This window comes from Yoonia sp. 2307UL14-13 (genome assembly GCF_037572755.1).
Lineage (GTDB): Bacteria > Pseudomonadota > Alphaproteobacteria > Rhodobacterales > Rhodobacteraceae > Yoonia.
The window spans coordinates 1,364,942-1,386,877 of the sequence record NZ_JBBIFZ010000001.1 but is presented as its reverse complement, the minus strand read 5'-3'; the positions used below and the strand labels follow the sequence as shown (position 1 = coordinate 1,386,877).

The 21,936-nt window shown below is 58.4% G+C and carries 23 protein-coding genes and 1 tRNA gene; 14 read left to right on the top strand and 10 right to left on the bottom strand.

The genetic code is table 11. The annotated features are described in order from the left end of the window. Positions 1 to 143: 143 nt before the first annotated feature. A complete protein-coding gene (locus V8J85_RS07180; RefSeq protein ID WP_339952996.1) occupies positions 144 to 827 on the top strand; it encodes a GntR family transcriptional regulator in 684 nt (227 codons plus the stop codon). Positions 828 to 879: 52 nt separating this feature from the next. On the opposite strand, the gene V8J85_RS07175 is transcribed toward V8J85_RS07180, so the two are convergent. The 3 genes from V8J85_RS07175 to V8J85_RS07165 form a co-directional block, all read right to left on the bottom strand. Then, entirely contained in the window at positions 880 to 4,986 is a 4,107-nt protein-coding gene (locus V8J85_RS07175; protein WP_339952995.1) for an Ig-like domain-containing protein, read from the bottom strand. Between the two features lie 250 nt (positions 4,987 to 5,236). Further along, the gene (locus V8J85_RS07170) at positions 5,237 to 6,418 is read right to left on the bottom strand and encodes a DegT/DnrJ/EryC1/StrS family aminotransferase (RefSeq protein WP_339952994.1); all 1,182 of its coding nucleotides are present in this window, start codon (positions 6,416 to 6,418) and stop codon (positions 5,237 to 5,239) included. A gap of 607 nt (positions 6,419 to 7,025) precedes the next feature. Further along, a tRNA-Tyr gene (locus V8J85_RS07165) sits at positions 7,026 to 7,109 on the bottom strand. Between the two features lie 117 nt (positions 7,110 to 7,226). On the opposite strand from V8J85_RS07165, the gene rlmB reads away from it, so the two are divergent. The 4 genes from rlmB to V8J85_RS07145 all read left to right on the top strand — a co-directional run bounded on the left by rlmB (position 7,227) and on the right by V8J85_RS07145 (position 9,534). Then, the gene (rlmB, locus tag V8J85_RS07160; RefSeq protein WP_339952993.1) at positions 7,227 to 8,006 is read left to right on the top strand and encodes a 23S rRNA (guanosine(2251)-2'-O)-methyltransferase RlmB; all 780 of its coding nucleotides are present in this window, start codon (positions 7,227 to 7,229) and stop codon (positions 8,004 to 8,006) included. Further along, positions 8,007 to 8,315: a hypothetical protein gene (locus V8J85_RS07155; RefSeq protein ID WP_339952992.1), complete on the top strand. Its 309-nt coding sequence runs from the start codon at positions 8,007 to 8,009 to the stop codon at positions 8,313 to 8,315. Positions 8,316 to 8,413: 98 nt separating this feature from the next. Beyond that, on the top strand, positions 8,414 to 8,863 hold the full coding sequence (locus tag V8J85_RS07150; protein WP_339952991.1) for a YHS domain-containing (seleno)protein: 450 nt from the start codon (positions 8,414 to 8,416) through the stop codon (positions 8,861 to 8,863). A gap of 203 nt (positions 8,864 to 9,066) precedes the next feature. Next, entirely contained in the window at positions 9,067 to 9,534 is a 468-nt protein-coding gene (locus V8J85_RS07145) for a CoA-binding protein (RefSeq protein ID WP_339952990.1), read from the top strand. Positions 9,535 to 9,586: 52 nt separating this feature from the next. On the opposite strand, the gene V8J85_RS07140 is transcribed toward V8J85_RS07145, so the two are convergent. Both V8J85_RS07140 and hisF read right to left on the bottom strand, forming a co-directional pair. Further along, positions 9,587 to 9,892: a phosphoribosyl-ATP diphosphatase gene (locus V8J85_RS07140; protein WP_339952989.1), complete on the bottom strand. Its 306-nt coding sequence runs from the start codon at positions 9,890 to 9,892 to the stop codon at positions 9,587 to 9,589. Then, positions 9,889 to 10,647, bottom strand: a complete 759-nt coding sequence (gene hisF, locus V8J85_RS07135) for an imidazole glycerol phosphate synthase subunit HisF (protein WP_339952988.1) — start codon at positions 10,645 to 10,647, stop codon at positions 9,889 to 9,891. The genes V8J85_RS07140 and hisF overlap by 4 nt, the downstream gene beginning before the upstream one ends. An 80-nt stretch (positions 10,648 to 10,727) precedes the next feature. Here hisF and V8J85_RS07130 point away from each other — a divergent pair, with 80 nt between their 5' ends. Beyond that, positions 10,728 to 11,171, top strand: a complete 444-nt coding sequence (locus V8J85_RS07130) for a DUF302 domain-containing protein (protein ID WP_339952987.1) — start codon at positions 10,728 to 10,730, stop codon at positions 11,169 to 11,171. A gap of 81 nt (positions 11,172 to 11,252) precedes the next feature. On the opposite strand, the gene V8J85_RS07125 is transcribed toward V8J85_RS07130, so the two are convergent. Together V8J85_RS07125 and hisA are read right to left on the bottom strand one after the other, a co-directional pair. Continuing rightward, positions 11,253 to 11,735, bottom strand: a complete 483-nt coding sequence (locus V8J85_RS07125; RefSeq protein WP_339952986.1) for a DUF2867 domain-containing protein — start codon at positions 11,733 to 11,735, stop codon at positions 11,253 to 11,255. Next, positions 11,728 to 12,450 (bottom strand): 1-(5-phosphoribosyl)-5-[(5-phosphoribosylamino)methylideneamino]imidazole-4-carboxamide isomerase, encoded by a 723-nt coding sequence (hisA, locus tag V8J85_RS07120; RefSeq protein ID WP_339952985.1) that lies wholly within the window; start codon positions 12,448 to 12,450, stop codon positions 11,728 to 11,730. The genes V8J85_RS07125 and hisA overlap by 8 nt, the downstream gene beginning before the upstream one ends. Positions 12,451 to 12,589: 139 nt before the next feature. Here hisA and V8J85_RS07115 point away from each other — a divergent pair, with 139 nt between their 5' ends. From V8J85_RS07115 to V8J85_RS07095, 5 genes are all read left to right on the top strand, one after another. Then, a complete protein-coding gene (locus tag V8J85_RS07115) occupies positions 12,590 to 12,979 on the top strand; it encodes a DUF2147 domain-containing protein (protein ID WP_339952984.1) in 390 nt (129 codons plus the stop codon). Between the two features lie 143 nt (positions 12,980 to 13,122). Next, a complete protein-coding gene (locus V8J85_RS07110; RefSeq protein WP_339952983.1) occupies positions 13,123 to 14,004 on the top strand; it encodes an NAD-dependent epimerase/dehydratase family protein in 882 nt (293 codons plus the stop codon). Next, positions 14,001 to 14,936, top strand: a complete 936-nt coding sequence (locus V8J85_RS07105) for an isopenicillin N synthase family dioxygenase (RefSeq protein WP_339952982.1) — start codon at positions 14,001 to 14,003, stop codon at positions 14,934 to 14,936. Before V8J85_RS07110 ends, V8J85_RS07105 begins: the two co-directional genes overlap by 4 nt. A 36-nt stretch (positions 14,937 to 14,972) precedes the next feature. Then, a complete protein-coding gene (locus V8J85_RS07100) occupies positions 14,973 to 15,377 on the top strand; it encodes a thiol-disulfide oxidoreductase DCC family protein (RefSeq protein ID WP_339952981.1) in 405 nt (134 codons plus the stop codon). Further along, complete coding sequence (locus V8J85_RS07095) at positions 15,374 to 17,098, top strand: DUF4166 domain-containing protein (protein WP_339952980.1); 1,725 nt, start codon at positions 15,374 to 15,376, stop codon at positions 17,096 to 17,098. Before V8J85_RS07100 ends, V8J85_RS07095 begins: the two co-directional genes overlap by 4 nt. Here V8J85_RS07095 and V8J85_RS07090 read toward each other — a convergent pair. Next, positions 16,996 to 17,640, bottom strand: a complete 645-nt coding sequence (locus V8J85_RS07090; protein WP_339952979.1) for a DUF2461 domain-containing protein — start codon at positions 17,638 to 17,640, stop codon at positions 16,996 to 16,998. The genes V8J85_RS07095 and V8J85_RS07090 overlap by 103 nt on opposite strands. Before the next feature lie 95 nt (positions 17,641 to 17,735). On the opposite strand from V8J85_RS07090, the gene V8J85_RS07085 reads away from it, so the two are divergent. From V8J85_RS07085 to V8J85_RS07075, 3 genes are read left to right on the top strand one after another with little or no spacing between them, the layout of a single operon-like run. Then, positions 17,736 to 18,386, top strand: a complete 651-nt coding sequence (locus V8J85_RS07085; protein WP_339952978.1) for a DUF1007 family protein — start codon at positions 17,736 to 17,738, stop codon at positions 18,384 to 18,386. Further along, positions 18,368 to 19,255 (top strand): nickel/cobalt transporter, encoded by an 888-nt coding sequence (locus tag V8J85_RS07080; RefSeq protein WP_339952977.1) that lies wholly within the window; start codon positions 18,368 to 18,370, stop codon positions 19,253 to 19,255. The genes V8J85_RS07085 and V8J85_RS07080 overlap by 19 nt, the downstream gene beginning before the upstream one ends. Positions 19,256 to 19,294: 39 nt before the next feature. Continuing rightward, positions 19,295 to 20,665, top strand: a complete 1,371-nt coding sequence (locus V8J85_RS07075; RefSeq protein WP_339952976.1) for an MATE family efflux transporter — start codon at positions 19,295 to 19,297, stop codon at positions 20,663 to 20,665. Here V8J85_RS07075 and V8J85_RS07070 read toward each other — a convergent pair. Beyond that, positions 20,659 to 21,333, bottom strand: coding sequence for a Hint domain-containing protein (locus tag V8J85_RS07070; RefSeq protein ID WP_339952975.1), 675 nt, complete (start codon positions 21,331 to 21,333; stop codon positions 20,659 to 20,661). The genes V8J85_RS07075 and V8J85_RS07070 overlap by 7 nt on opposite strands. Positions 21,334 to 21,621: 288 nt before the next feature. Then, complete coding sequence (locus tag V8J85_RS07065; protein WP_339952974.1) at positions 21,622 to 21,783, bottom strand: hypothetical protein; 162 nt, start codon at positions 21,781 to 21,783, stop codon at positions 21,622 to 21,624. Between the last annotated feature and the right edge of the window lie 153 nt (positions 21,784 to 21,936).

Genomic DNA, 21,936 nt, shown 5'->3' with positions numbered 1-21,936 from the left:
TATACTAGTATAGATATACAGGCAACAGTTTCATGCGATTTGAGATAACTCACCGCCCTGAGAGGCCCGCATAACAAGATCATTGGATACTATGATTGACATTTCTGGTATGGTAGATAACAAGGAAATAAGGGAGATCGAGTATGGATAGTATCGTAACCGGTGATCTGCGACGCACGAGTGCAGACGATGTATTCGATTACCTTTCCATGCAAATCAATTCGCTCAAGCTGCTGCCAGGCACCCGAATCTCCGAAATCGAAATCGCCAAGCAATTCGACGTTTCGCGCCAACCCGTGCGCGAGGCGTTCATTCGCCTTGCCAATCGTGGCCTACTGTTGATCCGTCCGCAAAAGGCGACGGTCGTGCGTAAGTTCTCGAACGAAAAGGTCAAGCGTGCGCGCTTTCTGCGCATGGCGGTCGAATACGAAGTACTGCGCCGCGCCTGCCGCCGCCCCTTGGGTAAAACGCGACAAAAACTGGAACGTTCGATCAAGGCGCAAGAAAAGGCTATCAAAGATAACGACATCGACCGTTTCCACATGCTCGACTACGAATTCCACAAGATCCTATGCGAGGCCGGTGGCAGCGAATTCGTCTTTGAAACCATCGCTGAAAACAAGGCACAGGTCGATCGCATCTGCCTGCTCAGCCTTGCGCAGAATTCTGCGATGGACGACTTGTTGGTCGATCATAAGAAAATCGTGGCAGCGTTGATCGCACAGGATGAGGAAACGGTGACGTCCGTGATCATGATGCATCTGAACCGCCTAGATGATGTACTTGCGAAAATTCGCAAAACGCACATCGACTTTTTCGAGGATTAACGCAAAACGGCCCCCGCGCAGCGCGAAAGGGCCGTTTTTCCAGCTCAAAACATCAGACCAGATCGAAACCGATGCTGACTTCGTCCAGCAACTTGTTCTGGTCGTCGAACGCCGCGGCCTGCAGTTCATAGCTGCCTGGCGCTAGGTCCAACCCGTTCTTGAAGTCACCGGCATTGTCGCCGAACAACGCATAGGGTGATACCTTCTCGATCGAAGTCTCGCCTTCGAACATGATCCGGACATAATCGACATCCGCAGCATCCGTCGTCGCATAGAACGTGGTCATGTTGCTTAGCTGGTCCGCATCGATCTTTGCCCCGTCTTCCAACGCCTGAATCGTCTCGTCGGTGCCTGCGTCCGCAAGGTAGAAATCAAGGATGCTATCCTTGGTCACCGGCGCACCAGTGCCGATATCGACTGCAAGCGTCGCAGTGGACGCGGCACCCTTTTCGTCCGTCACCGTGTAGGTAATGACCTCGGTCCGGTCATTGGTCGCAGCCTTCAGCGGATTGACCTTGATTTTCCCGTCCTCAATCGACACCAGCGACGTGTTCCCGTCATAAGACACATCCGTCAATGTCAGCTTTCCACCTTCGGGGTCGCTGTCATTGCCCAGAACATCGACAACGATGGTCTTGTTCTGCGGCGTGCTGGCCACGTCGTCTTTGGCCACGGGTGCCTTGTTCACAGGCGGTGCAGGGGGCGCGGGCGGAACTGTCACCGGTGCGCCACCAACATTGACGTCAAGGCTCGCGGAGGATGTCGCACCTTTGTCGTCTTTGACGGTATAGGTGATCGTCTCGACCCGATCGTTGGTGGCTGCTTTCAAGGGGTTCACCTTGATCTTGCCATCCTCGATGTTGACCATCGCAGTATCGCCGGTATAGGCGACGTCGGTCAGCGTCAGTGTGCCCCCCTCTGCATCGCTGTCATTGGCGAGGACGTCCACAACGATGGTCTTGTTGTGCGACGTGTTTGCCGTGTCATCCACAGCTGTCGGGGCCTGGTTGGTGGGTGGTGTCGGCTTTGGAGTCGGTTTGGGGGCAGGGGCCGCACCACCAATCGCTACCTCAAGCGTGGCAGTATCCGTGCCACCCTTACCGTCGGATACGGTGTATTCGATCACTTCGGTGCGGGCATTCTTGGCCGCGCTCAGCGGGTTGACCTCGATCTTGCCGTCCTTGATCGACACCAGCGACGTATCGCCGTCGTATTTTACGCCGGTCAAAGTCAGCGTGTCGCCGTTCGCATCGGTGTCGTTGCCCAGGACATCGACGACGATCGTGTTGTTCTGACCCGTGCTGGCCGTGTCGTCGCGGGCAACGGGGGCCTGGTTCGGGTTCGGCGTAGGGTCGACCGGTGGGTTCGGATCGACCGGCGGCATCGGATCGACGGGTGGCTTGGTCCCTACGACCGGTGATTCCGGCAGATTTGCGTTCTTCAGCACGCCACCCTTGTTCAATGTGATCATATCCAGCGCATAACCGTCGGACCGCCCGATAATCTCTAACCGGTACTCCTTATTCGCGTCCAACTGAACGGCGGCAGGTGATTTCTTGTGGTTGGCATCGAAGGTTGAGCCAAACCGCAACTCGCGGTCACTGCCGCCAAGTCCAGTGAACAGCTTGGTCGGCTTTTGAACGACGGCGCCGGTCGCCACATCGATCACGGCGACATAGACATCGTTCCCGGTATCAGTCCGCGGCTTGCCGTTTTCGAACAGTTCGGATTGGCCCATTGTCGATTTCACGCGACCGGAATGCAGGCCAATGTGATAGTTGCCTGCTTCATCCGTGACAAAGTTGTAGGTCAGCGCCTCGCCCGGGTCGACCTTGCCGTAGTTGCTGGAGGGGGCATCCCACAACAGCACGGTTTGGCCGTCCACGTTGGTTTGACGCCAGCTGCCCTGCGGTATCGCGCTTTCAGCCTCGATCACGACGGCGCCGTTCTTGCCCTGAAACGCGCCCGCGGATGCATCGGGCGGAGTCACCGGATCCGGATCAGGCGTCGGATCTGGCTTGACTCCGCCGCCGCCACCGATCTGCACCTCGAGCGTTGCGGTATCCGTTTTCCCGCCCGCATCATGCACCGTGTATTCGATCACCTCGGTCCGGGCATTGGTGAAGGCGCTGAGCGGGTTCACCTTGATCTGGCCGTTTTCGATCGTCACGAGCGCCGAATTGCCGTTGTAATTTACGCTGGTCAGGGTCAGCGGTCCGCCATCGGGGTCGCTGTCATTTGCCAGCACGTCGACGAAAATCGTCTGATCCTGCCCTGTCTCGGCGGTGTCATCCTGCGCGACAGGTGCCGCGTTCGGGCCGGGCGCGGGTGTTGGGCCAGGGGTTGGCACAGTGCCGCCCGGAAACTCCGCCGCATCTTGATTGCGGACGAACAGAACCCAGTCTTTGCCGCCATCCGCAGGCGCACCGCCGATCTGGACCGTGCCGCCGCCATTGACCTGACCATCGGGGATCAGTTCACCGCCGGTTCGGGGATTGTACCAGAACACATCGAATGTTTCGCCACCTTGACCGTTCAGGTTTAGCTGAACATTTCCAGCCTCGCCGTAAGGCAGGTAAATGACATAATATTCCCCATCCTTGGCCATGACGTAATCATCGTTGTCGGATGTCAGGCCATCGGCCTGCCGCATGTCCCAGAATGGAATGTAGGTATTGAAAAACTTGGTCGCCGCCGCGGTCCAGGTCCACACGGCCTTATGCTGGGTAAAGTCGTCGTAATTCTGATCAAGCGAAAAGGCGTTGTCGTCCTTGATGTACCAGTTACCGCCCGATCCGCCGGCCGTCAGCGAACCCCAGAATGCATCGCGTTGGCCTTTCTGATTGGGGGCGTCAAAGTTGAAATCACCCGCCTCCAGCTTTCCGGTGCCGCTGGCATCTTCGTCCCAGGTCAACACCCATTTGTCACCGTTTGCCGCCGATTTGTCGCGGAATTCTTCGATCCGGTCGCGGATCTGTGTTCTGCTTGTTTGAAACGAAGCGCCGTCGAAATCATCCACACCCAAAAGTGGATTGTAGACCTGATCGATCTGATTGGGGAAGGAATGGATCGTGACCAAGTGATCATAGCCATCCACCGACTTCATATACTCCGCCATATCGGCGCGCTGCGCATTGGTGTTGGTGTTTTCCTCACCCAGATTCCACTGAATGCCGTTGTTATGGCCGAAACGGGCGACCATCTCTCGCATGTAGACCATACGCTCGATACTCAGGGTCGTACCGCTCGCATTTGTGCCCCCGTCAAGCTGTTGATCGTTCTCGGTCTCTTGCAGCAGAACGTTCTTGTAGATGCCCTTTTCGTCCATGTGGTCGAAAAGGAGGCCCCATTGTTCCAGTTTTGATACGTCATACGTGGAAAACTTGGCGATTTCGTTGTTGCTGATCCCCTTGTCGAACTTCGGGGTGTTCTGCGCCGGGAAGGTCCAAGGTGACACGTCCTGCCCGTCTCCGCCCGACGTGTTGGTCAGCATGTAAATCGTGTTCTGCCCGTTTTCGGCCAGATAATTTACGGCACCCAAGATCGCGGCACCTTTCCCGCCATCCCATGTCTCTCCGTCGCCATTATAGTCTTTAAGGTGCGTGGAATAGTCGTGCCGCCCATTGCCCGTATTGTCGAAGTCTTTGTTCGCCAGGAAGTTTTCGGGAATACCCGGACCACCCCGCACGAAATAATCGCCGTCGCCCTGATGCTGCAGGAAATGCGTGCCTTCATCCTGAACGATCATACCTTTGGCGCGGAAATCCTCACCAGTCTTGTCGGTCGGCGCGATACTGACCGTGCCGCTATCCCCATTGATAAATTCAACAGCCTGACCGGCATTTGGGGCCTCGGCAAAGGTCTTTGCCGCAATGTCATCGCCGGTGCGGAACGACGCGGTGTAAGTCCAGTCGCCCTCGGACGGGGGATTGAAATGGGCGCGCCAGACGTTGCCTGACGTCGCGCCGGTATTGGCGGCATCACCATCGGCCGCAAAAAACCCTGGTACGGTGATCACTTCGCCCGTCGCGGCGTTCGTGAATGTCACATCCAGTCGGTAGTCCCGGAACGTATCCGGGTTTTCGGAAAAATTCTGAGGTGCTTCAAAGTCCAACGTGACCTTGTGCCACGTCATCTGGTCGCCGGAAATCTTGGCCATGTGTCCCTCCACAGCATTTGACAAAGTCGCCGGGCAATTCATCGATCCCCACGGCGTCGTTTCTTTAGCATTGCCCAACGGCTATTCAGTCACCGCGAAGACGGTCAAGTATGTGTTATCGCATACGTTGAATTTGGGCGGATTTCGGACGATGCGAATTGAGGGCGCAGGCCGTTTATCGCTGACGAAAACACGCAGGCGATGGTCCGCCCGGATTGTTGGCGCTATCAGTTGGCCAACTGGCTGAGCATCAGGCGTGCTGGGGCGGAACGGCGGTATTCATCGACGCCAGCAGCGCACCAGCGATCTGGTCGCAATCGGCAATACTTAGTGATGCGGGCAAGCGTAAGTCACAGGCACGCATCAACATTTTCCGGGTTTTGGGCAATTCGATGAAGCCATCCAGAAACCGCCAATTCCAAAACGCTCTGGCATTATCCCTGGACCGTCCAAAGACCTGAATGCGCAGACCATGCATTTCTGCCGCGGAAAGGAAGTCATCCAACTGCGCATCCGAAAGGGTCGGCAAATTGAACTGTACCGAATCCGGTGCGCGGGCCTCGGCAGGGTAGGGGGCGGGCAGGTCGAAAAGCGGATTGGTACGCAGCTTCTCAACCAGATGATCATGATTGCGCGCACCGTCACGCACACGCCGCGGGATCTCATCCAGCTGCGCGCGGATCAGGACCGCGGACAATGTGTTCAGACGCATATTGTATAACGGCAGCTTGTTCTGCACCCGCTCCATTACGTCCGGATCGATATCGTGATGTTTCCAGTTATGTTCATAGGCGCCGGACATGATGATCGCTCGGGCGATCAATTCCGGGTCATCGCTGATCAGAATGCCACCCTCACCGGCATTCAACAGCTTGTAGGACTGAAACGAAAAGCACCCCATCGCGCCCAACGTCCCGATATTGCGACCATTCCAGGTCGTGCCGAGTGAATGGGCGGCGTCTTCGATCACCGGGATATCCATCTTGGCGCAGGCCGCCAGAATCGCATCCATGTCCGACGTATGTCCGCGCATGTGGCTAATGACAACGGCCGAGACATCCGGCAGCTTGGCCCGGAAATCCTCCAGATCGATCCGGTAGTTCCGCCCACATTCGCAAAGGACGGGCACACATTCCGCGTGCACGACGGCCGAGGGAACTGCGGCAAAAGTAAAAGCCGGAATTAGGACTCTGGCCTGCGGTGGCAAATCCAACGCCTTCAGCGCCAGAAAAATCGCCGCCGAGCAGGACGAAACGGCGAGCGCATATCGGCTGCCCATCATGGCGGCAAAATCCTGCTCCAGCATCGTCACCGGCGAGTTTGCGGAGTTATAACGAAACAAATCCCCGCTTTGCAGGATACGATTGACCTCATCCATCGCCCGCGCAGGGATCGGCTCGGCGGAATGCACGTCCGGCAGGTCTCGGGTCATATGTTGCGCCCCCTTCCTTGTTGGTGCAAGCGACCAAAAAAGTCGCGTCGTTTAGTAACGACGTAGCACCTATCAATCATCGGCAGCCAGCATGATGTTAAAGTAAGGTGATTGTGCGGGGGGGTGTGCCAATACCGCGAGAAATTGGAGGCGGGTACCAGACTCATCAGGTCGAAACCGTTATGACAACATAATCAATCTGTTACGAGAGCCTTTAAAGTTTTTCGGTTTGAATTTGAATCACTAGGGATTCTCTTGACGTAAGACAGTCGCCACTAGGACACATCGTACTGGCAAACAGCCCGACCGTGATCAGCGATTACGAAGCAGGTGTCGAAGGCTGGAGCTTCAACGTCTGAAATTGGTGGATAAGATCGACTGCGCGCTCCCAGCAAAGGGACACCAATCTTAATTTATGGACCGGCTCTCCAGTTTCTTACAAACCCTTGGAGTCTTTATCAGAAAGGTGACTTTTTAATCCAGCAAACTGTGCTGCGGCTAGCCTTTGCAGAACCTATTCGCTACCACCGAAAAACAGGTTATCGAACCGCCAAAATATCGTTTCCGTTCAAGGTATTAGACAAATACTTTTCCGAAAATTGCGAGATGGTGGGCGACCCTGGAATCGAACCAGGCGTGCGTCTCCGCGAGGGAGTTACAGTCCCCTGCCACACCTTGCGGCCTGTCGCCCACTGACGGGCTGCTTACATTTGGCCCCAAGATGCGTCAACCGCAAATCACCGTCATCCCCTTCACAGCGTTGCGGCAACATTGTATCGCCGCGTCACAGACGTTGACGGGATGCGAAATGAAAAAACCAAAGTGGGTCATCGCAAAAGAACAGGCCAAGCGCGTCGCCGCGCAGGAAACGGTTTGGCTGTTCGGTTTGCACGCTGTCCGTGACGCACTGGAGAACCCAGCGCGTGAGAAGTTACGGCTTGTCGTCACCCGCAATGCGCTTGACCGGTTGGGCGACGCTGCCGACAAGGCGGGGATCGCCCCGGAAATCTCTGATCCTCGCAAATTCGCCGCCCCGCTTGATCCACAGTCGGTACATCAGGGGGCCGCATTGGAGGTCAGACCGCTCAACTGGGGCAGTGTAGAGGATATCGCAACCGGGGCAGGGGTCATGCCACCGCGTCTTGTCTTGCTTGATCGCGTGACAGACCCGCATAATGTCGGCGCGATCCTGCGTTCCGCCGAGGTTTTTGGCGCGCGTGCCGTGATTGCGATGCAGCGGCAGGCTGCACCGGAAACCGGAGCGCTGGCGAAAACAGCCAGCGGGGCGCTGGAAAGGCAGCCTTATCTGCGGGTCCGCAATCTGGCCGATACGATGATCGCCTTGAAAGGGATGGGGTATCTGGTTCTGGGGTTGGATGGCGAAGCCGAGCAGACCATCGAACAGTCGCTCGATGGTAAGCGGGACCGCGCCGTCGCCCTTGTCATGGGGGCCGAGGGTCCGGGCTTGCGAGAAAAAACACGCGCAACCTGCGATGCGCTGGTGCGGATCGATGCGGCAGGCGGGTTTGGGTCGCTTAATGTGTCCAACGCGGCTGCCGTCGCGCTTTACGCGGCAAAAGGCACCTAGATGACGACCAAGATCGCCACTTGCTGCTATTGCGGCAACAAGGCGGCGCTGGTCTTGCGTGGCAAATCGCGCCACGAACTAAGCTGCAGCACCTGCGGTGCCCCGCTGCGGGCCATGAAAAAGTTACGGTCCGACGCTGCGCCTGTCACAGAAAACACCGGCAAGGCAAAATCGACGGACCACCGCAAACGCCCGGAACAAAGGCCACCAAAGCGGCCCAAGAAGTATAAAAAATGGCGCAAAACCAAAGATTTCCTGCGCGAAGTTTTCGAAGATGTCTGGGACGAAATCGAAGATATCTTTGACTGAAACAGGCATCACCTTCGCTCACGGCTCAGCGAGGGCGGGTTTGCGCGGCACCATCAACGCTCCATGTTGGGTGCAACTGCCAAACCACCGAGGATCCGATGCTCACCCGCCGCGCTGTAATGATGTCTGCCATTGCCATTCCGTTTCTAGCAAATGCCGCTATCGCAGAACCAAAATGGGTCTATGCCCCTTTCGGCTTTGCGATCGGTGGGATTGATCCTGTGGCATATTTTCGAACCGGCGCCGTTGTCGAGGGAAGCCACTCCGAGTCGGTCACGTGGCGCGGCGCCCGATGGTGCTTTGACAATTCGGTAAATCGGGAAGCATTCGAACGCGATCCTCATGCCTTTGCGCCTCGCTATGGCGGTCATTGTGCTCTGGCTTTATCAAGCGGAGCCCTTGCGCCATCTGATCCCGAGGCCTGGACGATCTACGATGGTGAACTTTTTCTCAATCATTCTCTCACTGCCAGGGAAGTTTGGCTACGTGACTCCAAAACCCATGTCGCACAGGCCGACCGCAACTGGCAGCGTTTCGTCTGGGGCTAGGGTCAGGACGCTGCGCATTCGTCACGGCGCGATCACGTTTGCCTGAACATCTCTTCCGCTAGGCCCGCTTGATCATATGTAAGTTAGTGGAAGCGCGCAGCCGGAACACGCGCGTTTCAACTCACTGTCCCTCGTTCCATAACTTGCGCCCGGATTGATCCGGGCGCTTTTTTTGTCAGGCGCGTTGCCGTAGCGTGGTGCGCATGACCTATACCGATGACCATCTGCGCGCGATCCTGCAACGGACCAAGACAATCGCCATTGTCGGTGTCTCGGCCAATCCGGTCCGTCCCAGCTATTTCGTGGCGCGCTACCTTGGGCTGAAAGGCTATCGGGTGGTTCCCATCAATCCCGGCCTTGCCGGACAGACGCTTCTGGGTGAGGCGGTCTATGCCGACATCCCTGACGTTCCTGGCGATGTGGATATGGTTGATATCTTTCGTCGCTCTGAAGCGGTGCCAGGGATCGTGGACAAGGCGCTGGACCGCTGGCCTGACCTGCAGACGATTTGGATGCAAATCGGCGTCGAACATGCCGAGGCCGCCGCCAAAGCTGCTGCACGCGGCATCGATGTCATCCAGAACCGGTGCCCAAAGATCGAATATCAGCGGCTGTTCAACGAATTGCGGATGGGTGGTTTCAACACCGGTGTGATTTCGTCGAAGTTGTAGTCGTGGGGGGTAAGGCACCCGCTAAAGGCCAGGGCGTATGTGATGCAAGCCCCTACCGTCCTGCCTTCTCTGTAATCCCCGATACACCCTGCCGCCGGGCCAGTTCTGACATCACGTCCTCTAACGGCACATCCCGCGCCGCGAGCATCACCAAAAGGTGATAAAGCACATCGGCGGCTTCGGCTGTCAGGGCCTCTCGGTCGCCCTTCACGGCCTCGACAATCGCCTCTATCGCCTCTTCGCCGAACTTCTCGGCACATTTTTCGGGACCCTTGGTCAGAAGTTGCGCGGTCCAACTGCTGTCCGGAGCGGCGCCTTTGCGCGACGCGATAATCGCGGCGAGATCATCCAAGGTCATAACCGCACCGGGATGCTATGGGCTGCCATGTGCGCCTTGGCTTCGCCAATCGTGTAAGTGCCAAAGTGAAAGATGGATGCCGCCAATACGGCTGATGCGCCGCCCAGTACCACGCCTTCGACCAAATGATCCAATGTGCCGACGCCGCCCGAGGCGATCACTGGAATATCCACCGCCTCGGAAATCGCCTTGGTCAAAAGCAGGTTGAACCCCGATTTTGTCCCGTCCTTGTCCATCGAAGTCAGTAAAATCTCGCCCGCGCCGTTTTTTTCGGCCAGACGGGCGAACGCCACCGCATCAATCCCCGTCTCGCGCCGCCCGCCATGGGTGTAGATTTCCCATCGCCCCGGCGCCACGCTCCGCGCATCAATGGCGCAGACGATACATTGACTGCCAAATCGTAACGCTGCATCGGTGATTATATTCGGATCAGCCACAGCGGCAGAGTTGAAACTGACCTTATCGGCCCCTGCCAGCAACAGCGCCCGCACATCATGATGGGTGCGGACACCGCCGCCCACGGTCAGCGGCATGAAAATCGTCTCTGCCGTACGGGTTACCAGATCATACATCGTGTCCCGGTTTTCGTGGCTAGCCATAATATCGAGGAAACACAGCTCATCCGCGCCCGCCAGATCGTAGGCGCGCGCTGCCTCAACCGGGTCGCCTGCATCAACAAGCTGCGTGAAATTAACTCCCTTCACAACGCGACCCTCGGCCACATCCAGACAGGGAATGATCCGTGTTTTCAACATGCTGTGAGGTCTAGGCGGAAAGGGGGGAAATGGGAAGGGGGGCATGTTAAGTGCGGAACACTGGAACATGGGAGCTACTAATGAAAAACCTTCTCGCAATGGCCCTGATCGGGCTGTCGACACAAGCTATGGCCGAAAACATGATCAAAGAATCACCTCTATCCGTCTCTGAAACCATTGATGGGCTGGAAGCCGCGGTGAACGGGGCCGGCGCAACCGTTTTCGCCCGTGTCGATCATACCAAGGGGGCTGAAAGCGTGGGCAAGTCGATTCCCGACGCGACTCTGCTCATCTTTGGCAATCCGGCCCTGGGCACATTGGCGATGGAGGATGACATCCGCGCCGGCCTCGTCCTGCCGTTGCGGGTGCTCGCCTATCAGGACGCCGACGGCAACACGCAAATGACATGGACGCCCGCCGAGGAATTGCTCTCAGGTTTGGATATCGCCGCTGATGCTGAGGTCGTCGGCAAGATCAACGGTGCGCTGAACATGCTGACAGACAAGGCGATGAGCGCGAACTAGGAATAACAGGTCCCGGGCTTAATGCGGGACCTCCTGCGACAACATGTTTAAGGCCCCGGCTAAAGGCCGGGGTGGATAGAGTTAGTCATTCCCAGCCGTTTGCCTCGCGGGCTGTACGGTCGCCACGCGCCGCAACGAATCCTTCGCAATAGCGATATGAAATGGCATGATCGCCGCCAGATAAATCCGTCCGCCGCCATTATGGGGCAACACCCACGTCGCCAGACTGACCCTGCCCGCAACGGCCATGACCGACACGCGAAAATCCAGATGCCTGTCATCGAAGCCCGCAATCAATTCCGTCCCGGTATTGCTCTCGACCGGAAAGGGACCGATCTTGTCGGGCACATCCGGTCCGTCATTGTCCAACCCGAAAGGGGCCGTCAGGACCCGCCGCAGTATTAGCAAACCACGCGCCCAGCCGGGGAAATCGGTGATGATCTCAGCCGCCTCGCGGGGTGAGGCATCGGAGGCGACAGCATAGCAATCCAGAAAATCGCCCGCGACGCGACGCTCATGCAGAACGCTGCCATCAGGTAATGGGATCGCCCTGACCTCAGCCATCGCGCAACATTGCCAACGCCGCGGCAAGATCGATCGCGCCATCATAAAGCGCGCGACCGGAAATCGCCCCGGCGATTACGCCGGTATGACGCAGCGCTGCCAGGTCACCCATCGAAGACACACCGCCCGAGGCAATGACGGGAATATCCACCGCCCGCGCCAGATCAGCGGTTGCATCGACGTTTGGCCCCTTCATCGCCCCATCGCGCAGGATGTCAGTATAGATAATCGCAGCAATCCCCGCATCCTCGAAAGATCGGGCAAGATCCATGACCATGACATCTGTTTCCTCAGCCCAACCGCGCGTCGCGACCCGACCATTGCGGGCATCCAGCCCGACAGCAACCTGCCCGGGAAACGCCTTTGCCGCGTCACGCACCAGATCGGGGTTTTCTACGGCAACAGTCCCCAAAATTACCCGCGCCAGACCCTTGTCCAGCCAATGTTCGATCGTCGCCATATCGCGAATACCGCCGCCTAATTGGGCGGGCACCGGACAGGCAGTCAAAATAGCCTCAACCGGGGCCGCATTCACCGGCGCGCCCGCAAAGGCCCCGTTCAGATCAACCAAATGCAACCATTCGCAGCCTGCGTCGACAAACGTCTTGGCCTGCGCGGCTGGATCGTCATTGAACACGGTCGTCTGATCCATATCGCCATGAACTAGCCGCACAGCATTTCCGTCTTTGAGATCAATGGCGGGATAAAGGATCATCGGCAGCCCCAAGGATTTTTAGCAGCTTTAGGCGGGAGCCCCTTGAATTGCAACGCGCTCAAAAGCGACCCAGCGTCACTCTTGATCGGATGCGACCAAACCACGCATGCTTGCACCAACATGATTGGGAGGCAAAACAATGAAGACATTTCTGTTCACCGCCATCGCGGCAATCGGCCTGGGCACAATGGCCATGGCAGACCCGCTTGAGGGTACATGGCAGACCGGTCGGGATGACAACGGCAATTTCGGACATATTCGCGTGGCCCCGTGTGGCGCGCAGCTATGCGGCACGCTCGTGCGGTCATTCGATTCCAGCGGCAATCAGATCTCGACCGAATTTGATGGACGCAACATCATATCTCAGACCGTGGCTAGGGGCAGCGGCGAATATCGCGGCAAGGTCTATGCCCCTGACCGGGACAAAACCTATAATTCGCGCCTGCAACTCAGCGGCAATTCCTTGTCGGTTTCCGGCTGCGTCCTGGGCATCTGCCGAAACGGCGGGACGTGGACACGGGTGCAATAGGCGTCGTACGCCTTGTCGGCTTCTCTGAAACCGGGCAGAGATCAAACTCACCATGAAGGGCCGGGCCGTTCTAGCCCATCGGTGCGGTGACGTTTTCCTTAGGCGTTGAGTGACGGGTAAGGTTACGGAAATGCGGAGTTGGCATGCGCGTATTCTTCACAGGCGGCAGCGGTAAGGCAGGCAAATGGGCGATCCGCCACCTGCTGGAACAGGGGCACCGGGTGCTGAATGTGGATCGTGTGCCGTCGGGCCTGCCATGTTCTGAGCTGTTGATTGATCTGTGTGATGCGGGGCAGGTCATTGGGGCGATGTCCCAGTTCACCGATTTTCATGAGCTGGACGAGGGCACGGGCGTGCCGCGCTATGATGCTGTCGTTCATTTCGCCGCCGTGCCCCGCGTGATGATCGGGACGGATGGTGAGTGTTTTCGGCAGAACACCTTGTCGACGTACAATGTGATCGAGGCGGCCATGAAGCTGGGCGTGCCCAAGGTGATCTTTGCCTCGTCCGAGACGACGTATGGCGTCTGCTTCGCCGATGGTGAGGTGAAGCCGGAATATGTGCCTGTGGACGAGGATCACCCGACGTTACCCCATGACAGCTATGCCATGTCGAAGGTGTGTAATGAGGCGACGGCGCGGTCGTTTCAGGCGCGGACGGGGGCGGATATCTACGGGCTGCGGATCAATAACGTGATCGAACCGCATGAATACGTAGGGAATTTTCCGGCGTTCATGGATGATCCGGCACTGCGACGCCGCAATATCTTTGCCTATATCGACGCCCGTGATCTGGGACATATGGTGGATTGTTGTTTGAAAACCGATGGCCTCAGCTATCAGGTGTTCAACGTGGCGAATGACGATATGTCGGTCGGGATTTCGTCCGATGAGGTGATCGCCCGGTTCTACCGGGGTGTGGAGGTGCGGCGCGCGATGCGGCCGGATGAGACGTTCTATGCCAATGACAAGGCCAAGCGGATGGTGGGCTTTGCGCCAAAGCATTCGTGGCGGGAGGTTCTGTGAGCTTTCCTTCATTCGACCTGTCCGCGTTCGAGACCGCGCATCAAGATGCACGCCACGATATGGCAACGCGACTTGATCGGATTTGCCGCGATACCGGGTTTCTGGTGTTGAAGGGGCATGGGGTCGATGCCCGCATCGTAGATGATGTGTGGCGCGCTGCAGCTGTGTTTTTCGCGCAGGATGCGGCGGCGAAGCAGGCCGTAGCACCGCCCTATCAGGGCTATCCCTACGGTTATCTGGGGTCCGACGCCGAGGCGTTGGCCCGGTCGAAGGGTGAGGACACGCCGCCTGATTTGAAAGAGAGTTTCAATAGCGGTCCTTTGGTTGTGCCGGATGGGGCAAGTGCGGAGGCGCGGGCGTTTTGCTATCAGCCGACATTGTGGCCGGACCTGCCGGGTTTTCGCACGGCATGGGAAGCTTATTACACTGCGATGGAGGATCTTGCAGCGCGCTTGATGCGGGCCTTTGCCGTTGCTTTGCGCTTGCCCGAGGATCATTTCGCGCCGTTTATCAGCCATCCGATTTCGGCCCTGCGCGCGGTGCACTATCCGGCGACCGTGGATGCGCCCTTGGACAAACAGCAGCGGGCGGGGGCGCATACGGATTATGGGTCGCTCACGATCCTGTTGCCGCAGCCGGGGAGTGCGGGTTTACAGGTGCAACAAGGCGGTGGATGGGTCGATGTGCCCGCGCTGGAAGGGGCATTCGTCATCAATATCGGCGACCTGATGGCTCGATGGACAGCGGACCGGTGGGTGTCGACACTGCATCGTGTGGTCGCCAAGTCTGGGCAGCCTGCCAGGCAATCGCTCGCCTTCTTTCATCAGCCCGATTGGGATGCCGAGATCGTGCCGCTGGATGGGTCTGATGCCTATCCGTCTGTTCGATCTGGGCCATATCTGATGGCCAAGTTCCAGGCGACTGGTGTTTGAATTGTACCTTTGAGCGTTTGCGCCTAGTTCAGGTGTATGAATGATGATCCTCCGATTGCCGTAATGGATGCCACGTGCGCCCTGTGTTCGTGGGGTGCCCGGATGATCCATCGGCTGGACCGGTCGGGTGAGATCAGGATTGCCCCGATCCAAGGCGACGTTGGCGGGGCCTTGATGCGTAAAAATGGGCTGGATGCCTTGGACCCGGACTCATGGTTATTCATTGAAGACGGTCAGGTTTGGCGCGATTTCGATGCGGTCATCCGTGTGGGCGAGCGTTCTGGCGGATGGGGACGTTTATGCTCTGCGCTACGGGCTGTGCCCCGTCCTTTGCGTGATTGGCTTTACGCCCGGATGGCGCGCAACAGGTACGCGATGTTCGGGCGCGGCGATATGTGTGCCTTGCCTGATCCCGCGTTTCGCGCGCGGTTGCTGCAGTGAGGGTCGTCGTCCTTGGTGGTTATGGCGTCTTTGGCGCACGATTGGTGCGGCTTTTGCGCCGGGACGGGCATGAGGTCTATGTCGCCGGCCGCAGCGCTCAGAAGGCGCGGGTCTTGGCTGATGAGGTCGGTGCGCAGGCGCTGGTCGTGGATCGGCGGGGCGATCCGGCGCCGCTGTGGGCCGTTGCACCGGACGTCGTCGTGGACGCGGCGGGGCCATTTCATGCCTATGGCGATGATCCTTATGCATTGGCCCGCGCCTGCATCGCGCAGGGCGTGCATTATCTGGACCTAGCGGATGATCCGGCATTTTGCGCGGGGATAGGTGCATTGGATGGGGTGGCGCGCGCGACAGGGGTCTTTGCGTTGTCGGGTGTGTCGAGCGTTCCCGCGATTTCGTCCGCCGCTGTCGCTGCGTTAGCCAAGGGCGCGGGTGAAATCGATACGATCAGTTCTGCCATCCTGCCGGGCAATCGCGCGCCACGGGGCCGGGCGGTGGTTGAGAGCATTTTGCATCAAGCGGGGCGCCCGTTCGATGTGATTCTGGACTGTGTACCGGTACCGCTACGTAGCTGGTCGCAGCCGGAAACATTCGATCTCGGGCAGAGGATGGTCCGCAGAGGATGGCTGCTTGAGGTGCCGGACAATCGCCTGTTCGAGGACCACTTTGGCGCCCGCACCGTATTGTTCCGCGCGGGGCTGGAATTGGGGGTCATGAATTGGTCATTGGCCGCATTTTCGTGGCTGCGCGGAAAGCTGGGATTTGGCGTGCCGCGCTGGTTGGTCAGCTTCGTGCTGTTTGCCGCCAAGCTGCTCTGGCCATTTGGTACGGATGAGGGCGGGATGTCCGTCGCCGTCACAGTCTGCAGCGCAAAGGGGTGGCAACGCCATACATGGCGGCTGATCGCGCGGGCGGGTGAGGGGCCTTACATTCCGGCAGTGCCTGCGCGGGTCGTTCTGCGGGCGCCAGAGTCGATCGCACCCGGTGCACGGCCTGCCGTGGCGGAGGTTTTGCTGGCTGATTTGGAAGCCGGGATGGCGGATTTGGCAGTCACAACGGAGCGGATCAGCGAAGAAGTCGAGCCGCTATTTCAGCGCCAATTACCGCGATTTTTCAAATCCTTGCCGGATATAGTGCAAGCGGTGCATGAGGTTCCTGGCCCGCGGCGCTGGGTGGGGCGCGGATCTGTCACTCGGGGGCCGTCGCTGTGGGCGCGTTCGATTGCGTGGGTCTTTGGATTTCCGCCAAAGACGGACGATATCCCCATGGCCGTCACGATGATCCCCGAGAAGGACGGAGAGCGGTGGACCCGCCAGTTTGGCGATCAGGTATTTGTATCCCATCTACGCAAGCGCGGCGATGTTATGACAGAGCGGTTCGGGCCGCTCACCTTTACCCTTGGCCTGCATGCGGCAGGAGGCGCGCTGCATTTTCCAGTCGTGTCCGGGCGCTGTGGGCCGATCCCGTTGCCCCGGTTCATGCTGCCGCAAAGCGTGGCGCGAGAGTATGCGAAGGAGGGCCGCTTTCGGTTCGACGTCGCATTGAAAGCGCCGCTAACCGGAGCGTTGATCGTGCATTATCGCGGATGGCTCGAAAGGGCGGTGGGTTCGAACCCATCTTACGCCGCGGCCACCGACAACAGCATCGCGTTGAGCGGCCAGCCTTCGCGGAATATCGCGACCAATGCGTCCGGCAGTTTTGCATTTGGCGACAATTCCTGAGAGGCGGTGACCCCTTTCATCCGTAGCAGTCGTCCGGCCTCGTGGTCTTTGTCGAACGGTGCAGGGACACGTTTGAGTTCCGGCTCGCGCAGTTCGAATCCCGCCTTTTCGATATCGCCCACGATACGAAGGATCCGGTCCGTGTCCAGATCGACCATCTTGCGCCAATTTGCCAGTACTGGCTTGTCGAACCCCATCATCCCGACGCCAGCGGTGACGTATTCAAGCCCTACGCCGAAGAAGAAAACAGGGTTTTGCGGCGCGTCGGTGTCTGTCTGCCACATCATGTGCAAATGCGTGTTGTAAGGGGTCTTGTCCTTGGAGAAACGGACGTCGCGGTGCGGGCGGAAAAGTTTGGTTTTTATTGGGGCGTCGGCAAGTTCCGATAATGGCGATGTAACGTCCTCGAGTAGAGCGAGGGCTGGGGCTTTCAGGTTGTCGTCGTAAGTCGCTTTATGTTCCTGCCACCATGCCTTGGTATTGTCGGCATTCAGTGCGGTATAGAACGTCTTTGCATCGGAAATCAGTGTCGCGTAGGTCATTGTCCACCCCTTCTCGGCAATGATGCGCCAAAAATGCCGAAGCCTTAGCGGCTTGTCCATTGCGGTTAGGCCCTAGTGATTTTACCACTACGACCATGTCGCGCATAGTTTCCCTGATCACGGCCCTCGTTCTGCCCTGGCAAAGCATGGCCCATCCGCATGTCTTCGTTCAGGCGCAGATGACGATCGTGTTCGATCCGTCCGGTGAGGTTGGCGTGCAGCTGGACTGGTTCTACGATGAATTCTTTTCGCTACTGGTCAGTACTGATCTCGGGATTGATCTCGACGGTAACACTAAGCTGACGAAGGCCGAGCAGACACTGCTGGATGAACAAATCACGGCATGGCCACCGGATTATCAAGGCGACCTTGAGGTCATGCAGGGCGACACGGTGTTGCCATTGGCGGATAAGCGCGATCATCGGATGACCTTTACCGATGGTGTGTTTCACGAGGTTCATCTGCGCCCGGTCGCTGCGTTGGAAGATCGCGATGCACCGTTGATCGTACGGGCTTATGATCCGACCTACTACATCGCCTACGACTTGATCGGAGAGGTGAAGATCAAGGGTCGCGATGATTGCACGGCCGATATCGCGCGCGCCGATCTGGATGCTGCTTATACGATGGTCGAAGAGTTGCTTTACGGGCGTCCGGCCAGCGATGTCGGCCCTGATGAATATTTCCCTGAGGTCGGGCAGGCCTTTGCCGATACAGTGACAGTGACATGCGCGCAGCCGCTATAGCGACGCTGGCCGCGCTGGTCGCGCTTGCCGGCTGGCTATGGCTGCTTGGTGGGGCCGATCAAGTCAGTCGTTTCGCCACCGCTGCCCAACGCGACGTACAGAATGCGATGGCGGGTTCCTTGCGGGCGTTGCGCGCAGGCGAAACCGGTGCGCTGACGAACCTTTGGGCGCTGTGTTTTGCCTATGGCTTTGTCCATGCAGCGGGACCGGGCCATGGCAAGTTGATCATCGGTGGCTATGGCGTTGCGGCGCGCGTTCCAGCGCTGCGCCTGACGGGCCTGGCCCTGGCCTCGTCGCTGGCGCAAGCGGCCACAGCCGTGATTCTTGTTTACGCGGCGGTCTGGGTTCTGGACTGGAGCCGTCAGCAGATGACTGGCCTGGCTGACGATATCTTGGCACCGTTGTCTTATATACTGATCGGTGCTGTCGGTCTTTGGCTATTTGTTCGCGGTGTTCGCCATTTCCGGATCCAGCACGACCAACACCATCACCACGATGAGATATGCAGCACATGTGGCCATGCCCACGGCCCCACGGTGGAACAGGCTGCCAACGTCAAAGGCTGGCGCGATGCGCTAATGGTCATTGGCGCCGTCGCTATCCGTCCCTGCACCGGTGCCCTGTTTCTGCTGATTCTGACCTGGCGTTTGGGCATCGACTGGGCCGGGATCGTCGGCGCGTTTGTCATGGGGCTCGGCACGGCGAGCGTGACCGTTTTTGTCGCCCTAGCCGCAGTTGGCTTTCGCGAAAGTACGCTGAGCCTGATCGGTCATCGGGGTGTCGCCCGCACGTTGGCTATGGCCGAGATCGTGGCGGGCGCGATCGTCGTCATCCTCGCCACGCAATTCGCGTTGCGCGCCCTGGTCTGATCTTTACGCTGGATTAGAACGGGCATAAGGCTGGCCATCATGGACCAGCCGCCACAGACATATCAAGGCCATGCGCGGGCGATCTGGAAACTGGGGATGCCCCTGATCCTGAGCAACCTCGCCATGTTTGCGATCCACATCACTGATGCGGTGATGCTGGGGTGGTACGACGTGACTGCATTGGCGGCCTCGACGCTGGCCGGCACGATGTTCTTCGTCATTTTCATCGTGGGCGCGGGGTTCGGGCAGGCGGTGACTCCACTGGTCGCCGCCGCTGCCGAAGAAAACGACGATACGCAGGTGCGTCGTGTGACCCGGATGGGATTGTGGTTGTCGATTTTCTATGGGCTTGCGGTGACCGTGCCGTTTTTCTGGGCCGAGGACATTTTGATCGCCATCGGGCAGGAGCCCGAGGTCGCGGCACTGGCGCATATCTATCTGCAGATCGTCATCTGGCAGATGATCCCGGCGCTTATGGTGATGACCATGAAGTCCTTTCTAGCCGCGTTGGAGCATACCGCGATCATTCTTTGGGCGACGATCGGCACCGCGGTCATGAACGCTGTTGTCAATTACGCTTTGATTTTCGGAAACTGGGGCGCGCCGGAACTGGGCATCCAGGGCGCGGCGATCGCATCGCTGAGCGTGACCATCATGACCGTTTTGATCCTTGTGCTCTACACCTTGCGCGTGTTGCCGCAATTTGAACTGTTTCGGAACTTCTGGCGCAGTGACGGTGAAATCATGGCCCGGGTCTTTCGTCTGGGCTGGCCCATCGGGCTCACCTCATTGGCCGAGGGCGGACTGTTCAGCGCCTCTGCGGTGATGATGGGCTGGATCGGTGCGATCGAGCTGGCGGCGCATGGGATCGCCATTCAGTTGGCAAGCATGACGTTCATGGTTCATATCGGGTTCAGTCAAGCGGCGACGGTGCGGGCTGGCCGTGCGCTGGGCCGTCGGGATGAGCAGCTTTTGCGGCAGGGCGGGATCACCGCAATCGGGATGTCGGCGGTCTTTGCTATTCTCACATCTGCCGTGTTTCTGGCCATTCCCGAAACACTGGTCGGCCTTTTCATAGACCCCAATGAGCCGGCCCGCGATACCGTCTTAGGTGTTGGTGCCAGCCTTTTGATGGTGGCTGCGTTGTTTCAGATTGTAGACGCCGCGCAGGTTCTGGCGCTGGGGCTGTTGCGTGGTGTGCAGGATACGACGGTGCCGATGGTGATGGCGACGATCAGCTATTGGATCATCGGCTTGCCTGCCAGCTATATGCTGGCTTTCACGTTTGGTTTGGGTGGCACGGGGCTGTGGTTCGGCCTGGTGATCGGGCTTGCCTTTGCCGCGTTTTTGTTGATGTGGCGATTTTGGGGGCGCTCGGTGCGGATCGCTCCGTCGCGACCGGTCTATTGATCGAAAATATCCAGATCGCGCAGCCGCAGGCGTGGGGTATTGAGCGTGCCGAACTCTTCAAGATCACGTTTGTGCGGGAAGAGCGATAGGAACTGCACAAGCGTGTCGCCTCGCAAGCCCAGTGAAAAGGCGGTGCCGGGATGCAGGCTTTCGATCTCGATTCCATTGACCGAAAGCCGTTGATGTTCGGCAAAGCCCAGCTGATATACCCGCACTGCCGCCACGGGGCGCAGAGCGATGAACTGGCTCCCATCCACGAAGTCACGGGCGGGGATAAAGGCACCCCGCACACCGGTCAGCGTGCGGACGCCATTCGCGCGATGATACAGCCGTGCCGTAGGGCCAAGAACCAGATCGGGCGCGGGACGCTGCGGGCCAAGGGCATCGGCGGTGATGCGGATAAGCGAGATATCTTCGCTGTTGAAATCCGGCAGCAGCGTCATCGCCCCGTGCCACAAAAGCGTGTCATAATCACCGTTGGCCAGTCGGACCCGATCGCCGGGCAACAAGTCTTCGACGCACATCGGGCCGTTGTCGGTTTGAAGGATCGCGCCGTGGCCCAATGCACCAAAAGCATCCTCGAAGGCGGGGAGAGCCGGGGCGAGGCGCGATATCTCGGTGATCCCTGCGGTGGGATGCAGATATTTGATCTCGTACTTTCGGGTCATGGACAGGCCGCGTGATGCCCGTGGGGTAGGGTCAGTCGCGCCGTCCATGCGTCCCCGCTTTCGTCTGGCTTCGGCCCGTTTTTTCGGCGCATGCGACTTGTTCCGGTTCATGCGATTGCCTTGCGGTTTTCACATCCGGTGTTGGCCCCACCAACAACATCCGAGGACGATTGCTAATGGTCGAAAACGTGTCGAAGCGATGCGGCATTGTCAAAAATTTTCGTTTATTGCGTGTGACTTATGGCCAATGACCGCGATGGGCGGCTACTGTTTCCGTGGGAGGTGTGATCAGGCGCTGCGCCGCTCTTCCGCGCGAATCTTGCGGATTTCGTCCATCTTGAACCTTCGCCGTGCGATCAGGGCCTGACGTTGTGTACCGCGTTCCCAGGGCATGGGCGTGTCATAGGCCGCGACAGCGGCTTCCAAGGATTTTTGCCAACGATCATTCATGGTCTTCGCCTATTCTTACTCGTTCTGTTCTCACCCTAGGCGGAAGATTGCCGAGCCAAGCGGGCAACAGTTTGACCTTGTCGTGGAAAGAACGATCTGCGACGCAAATTTTGGTAAATACCTCTAAGGTTTTGAAAAATATATAAATAATGC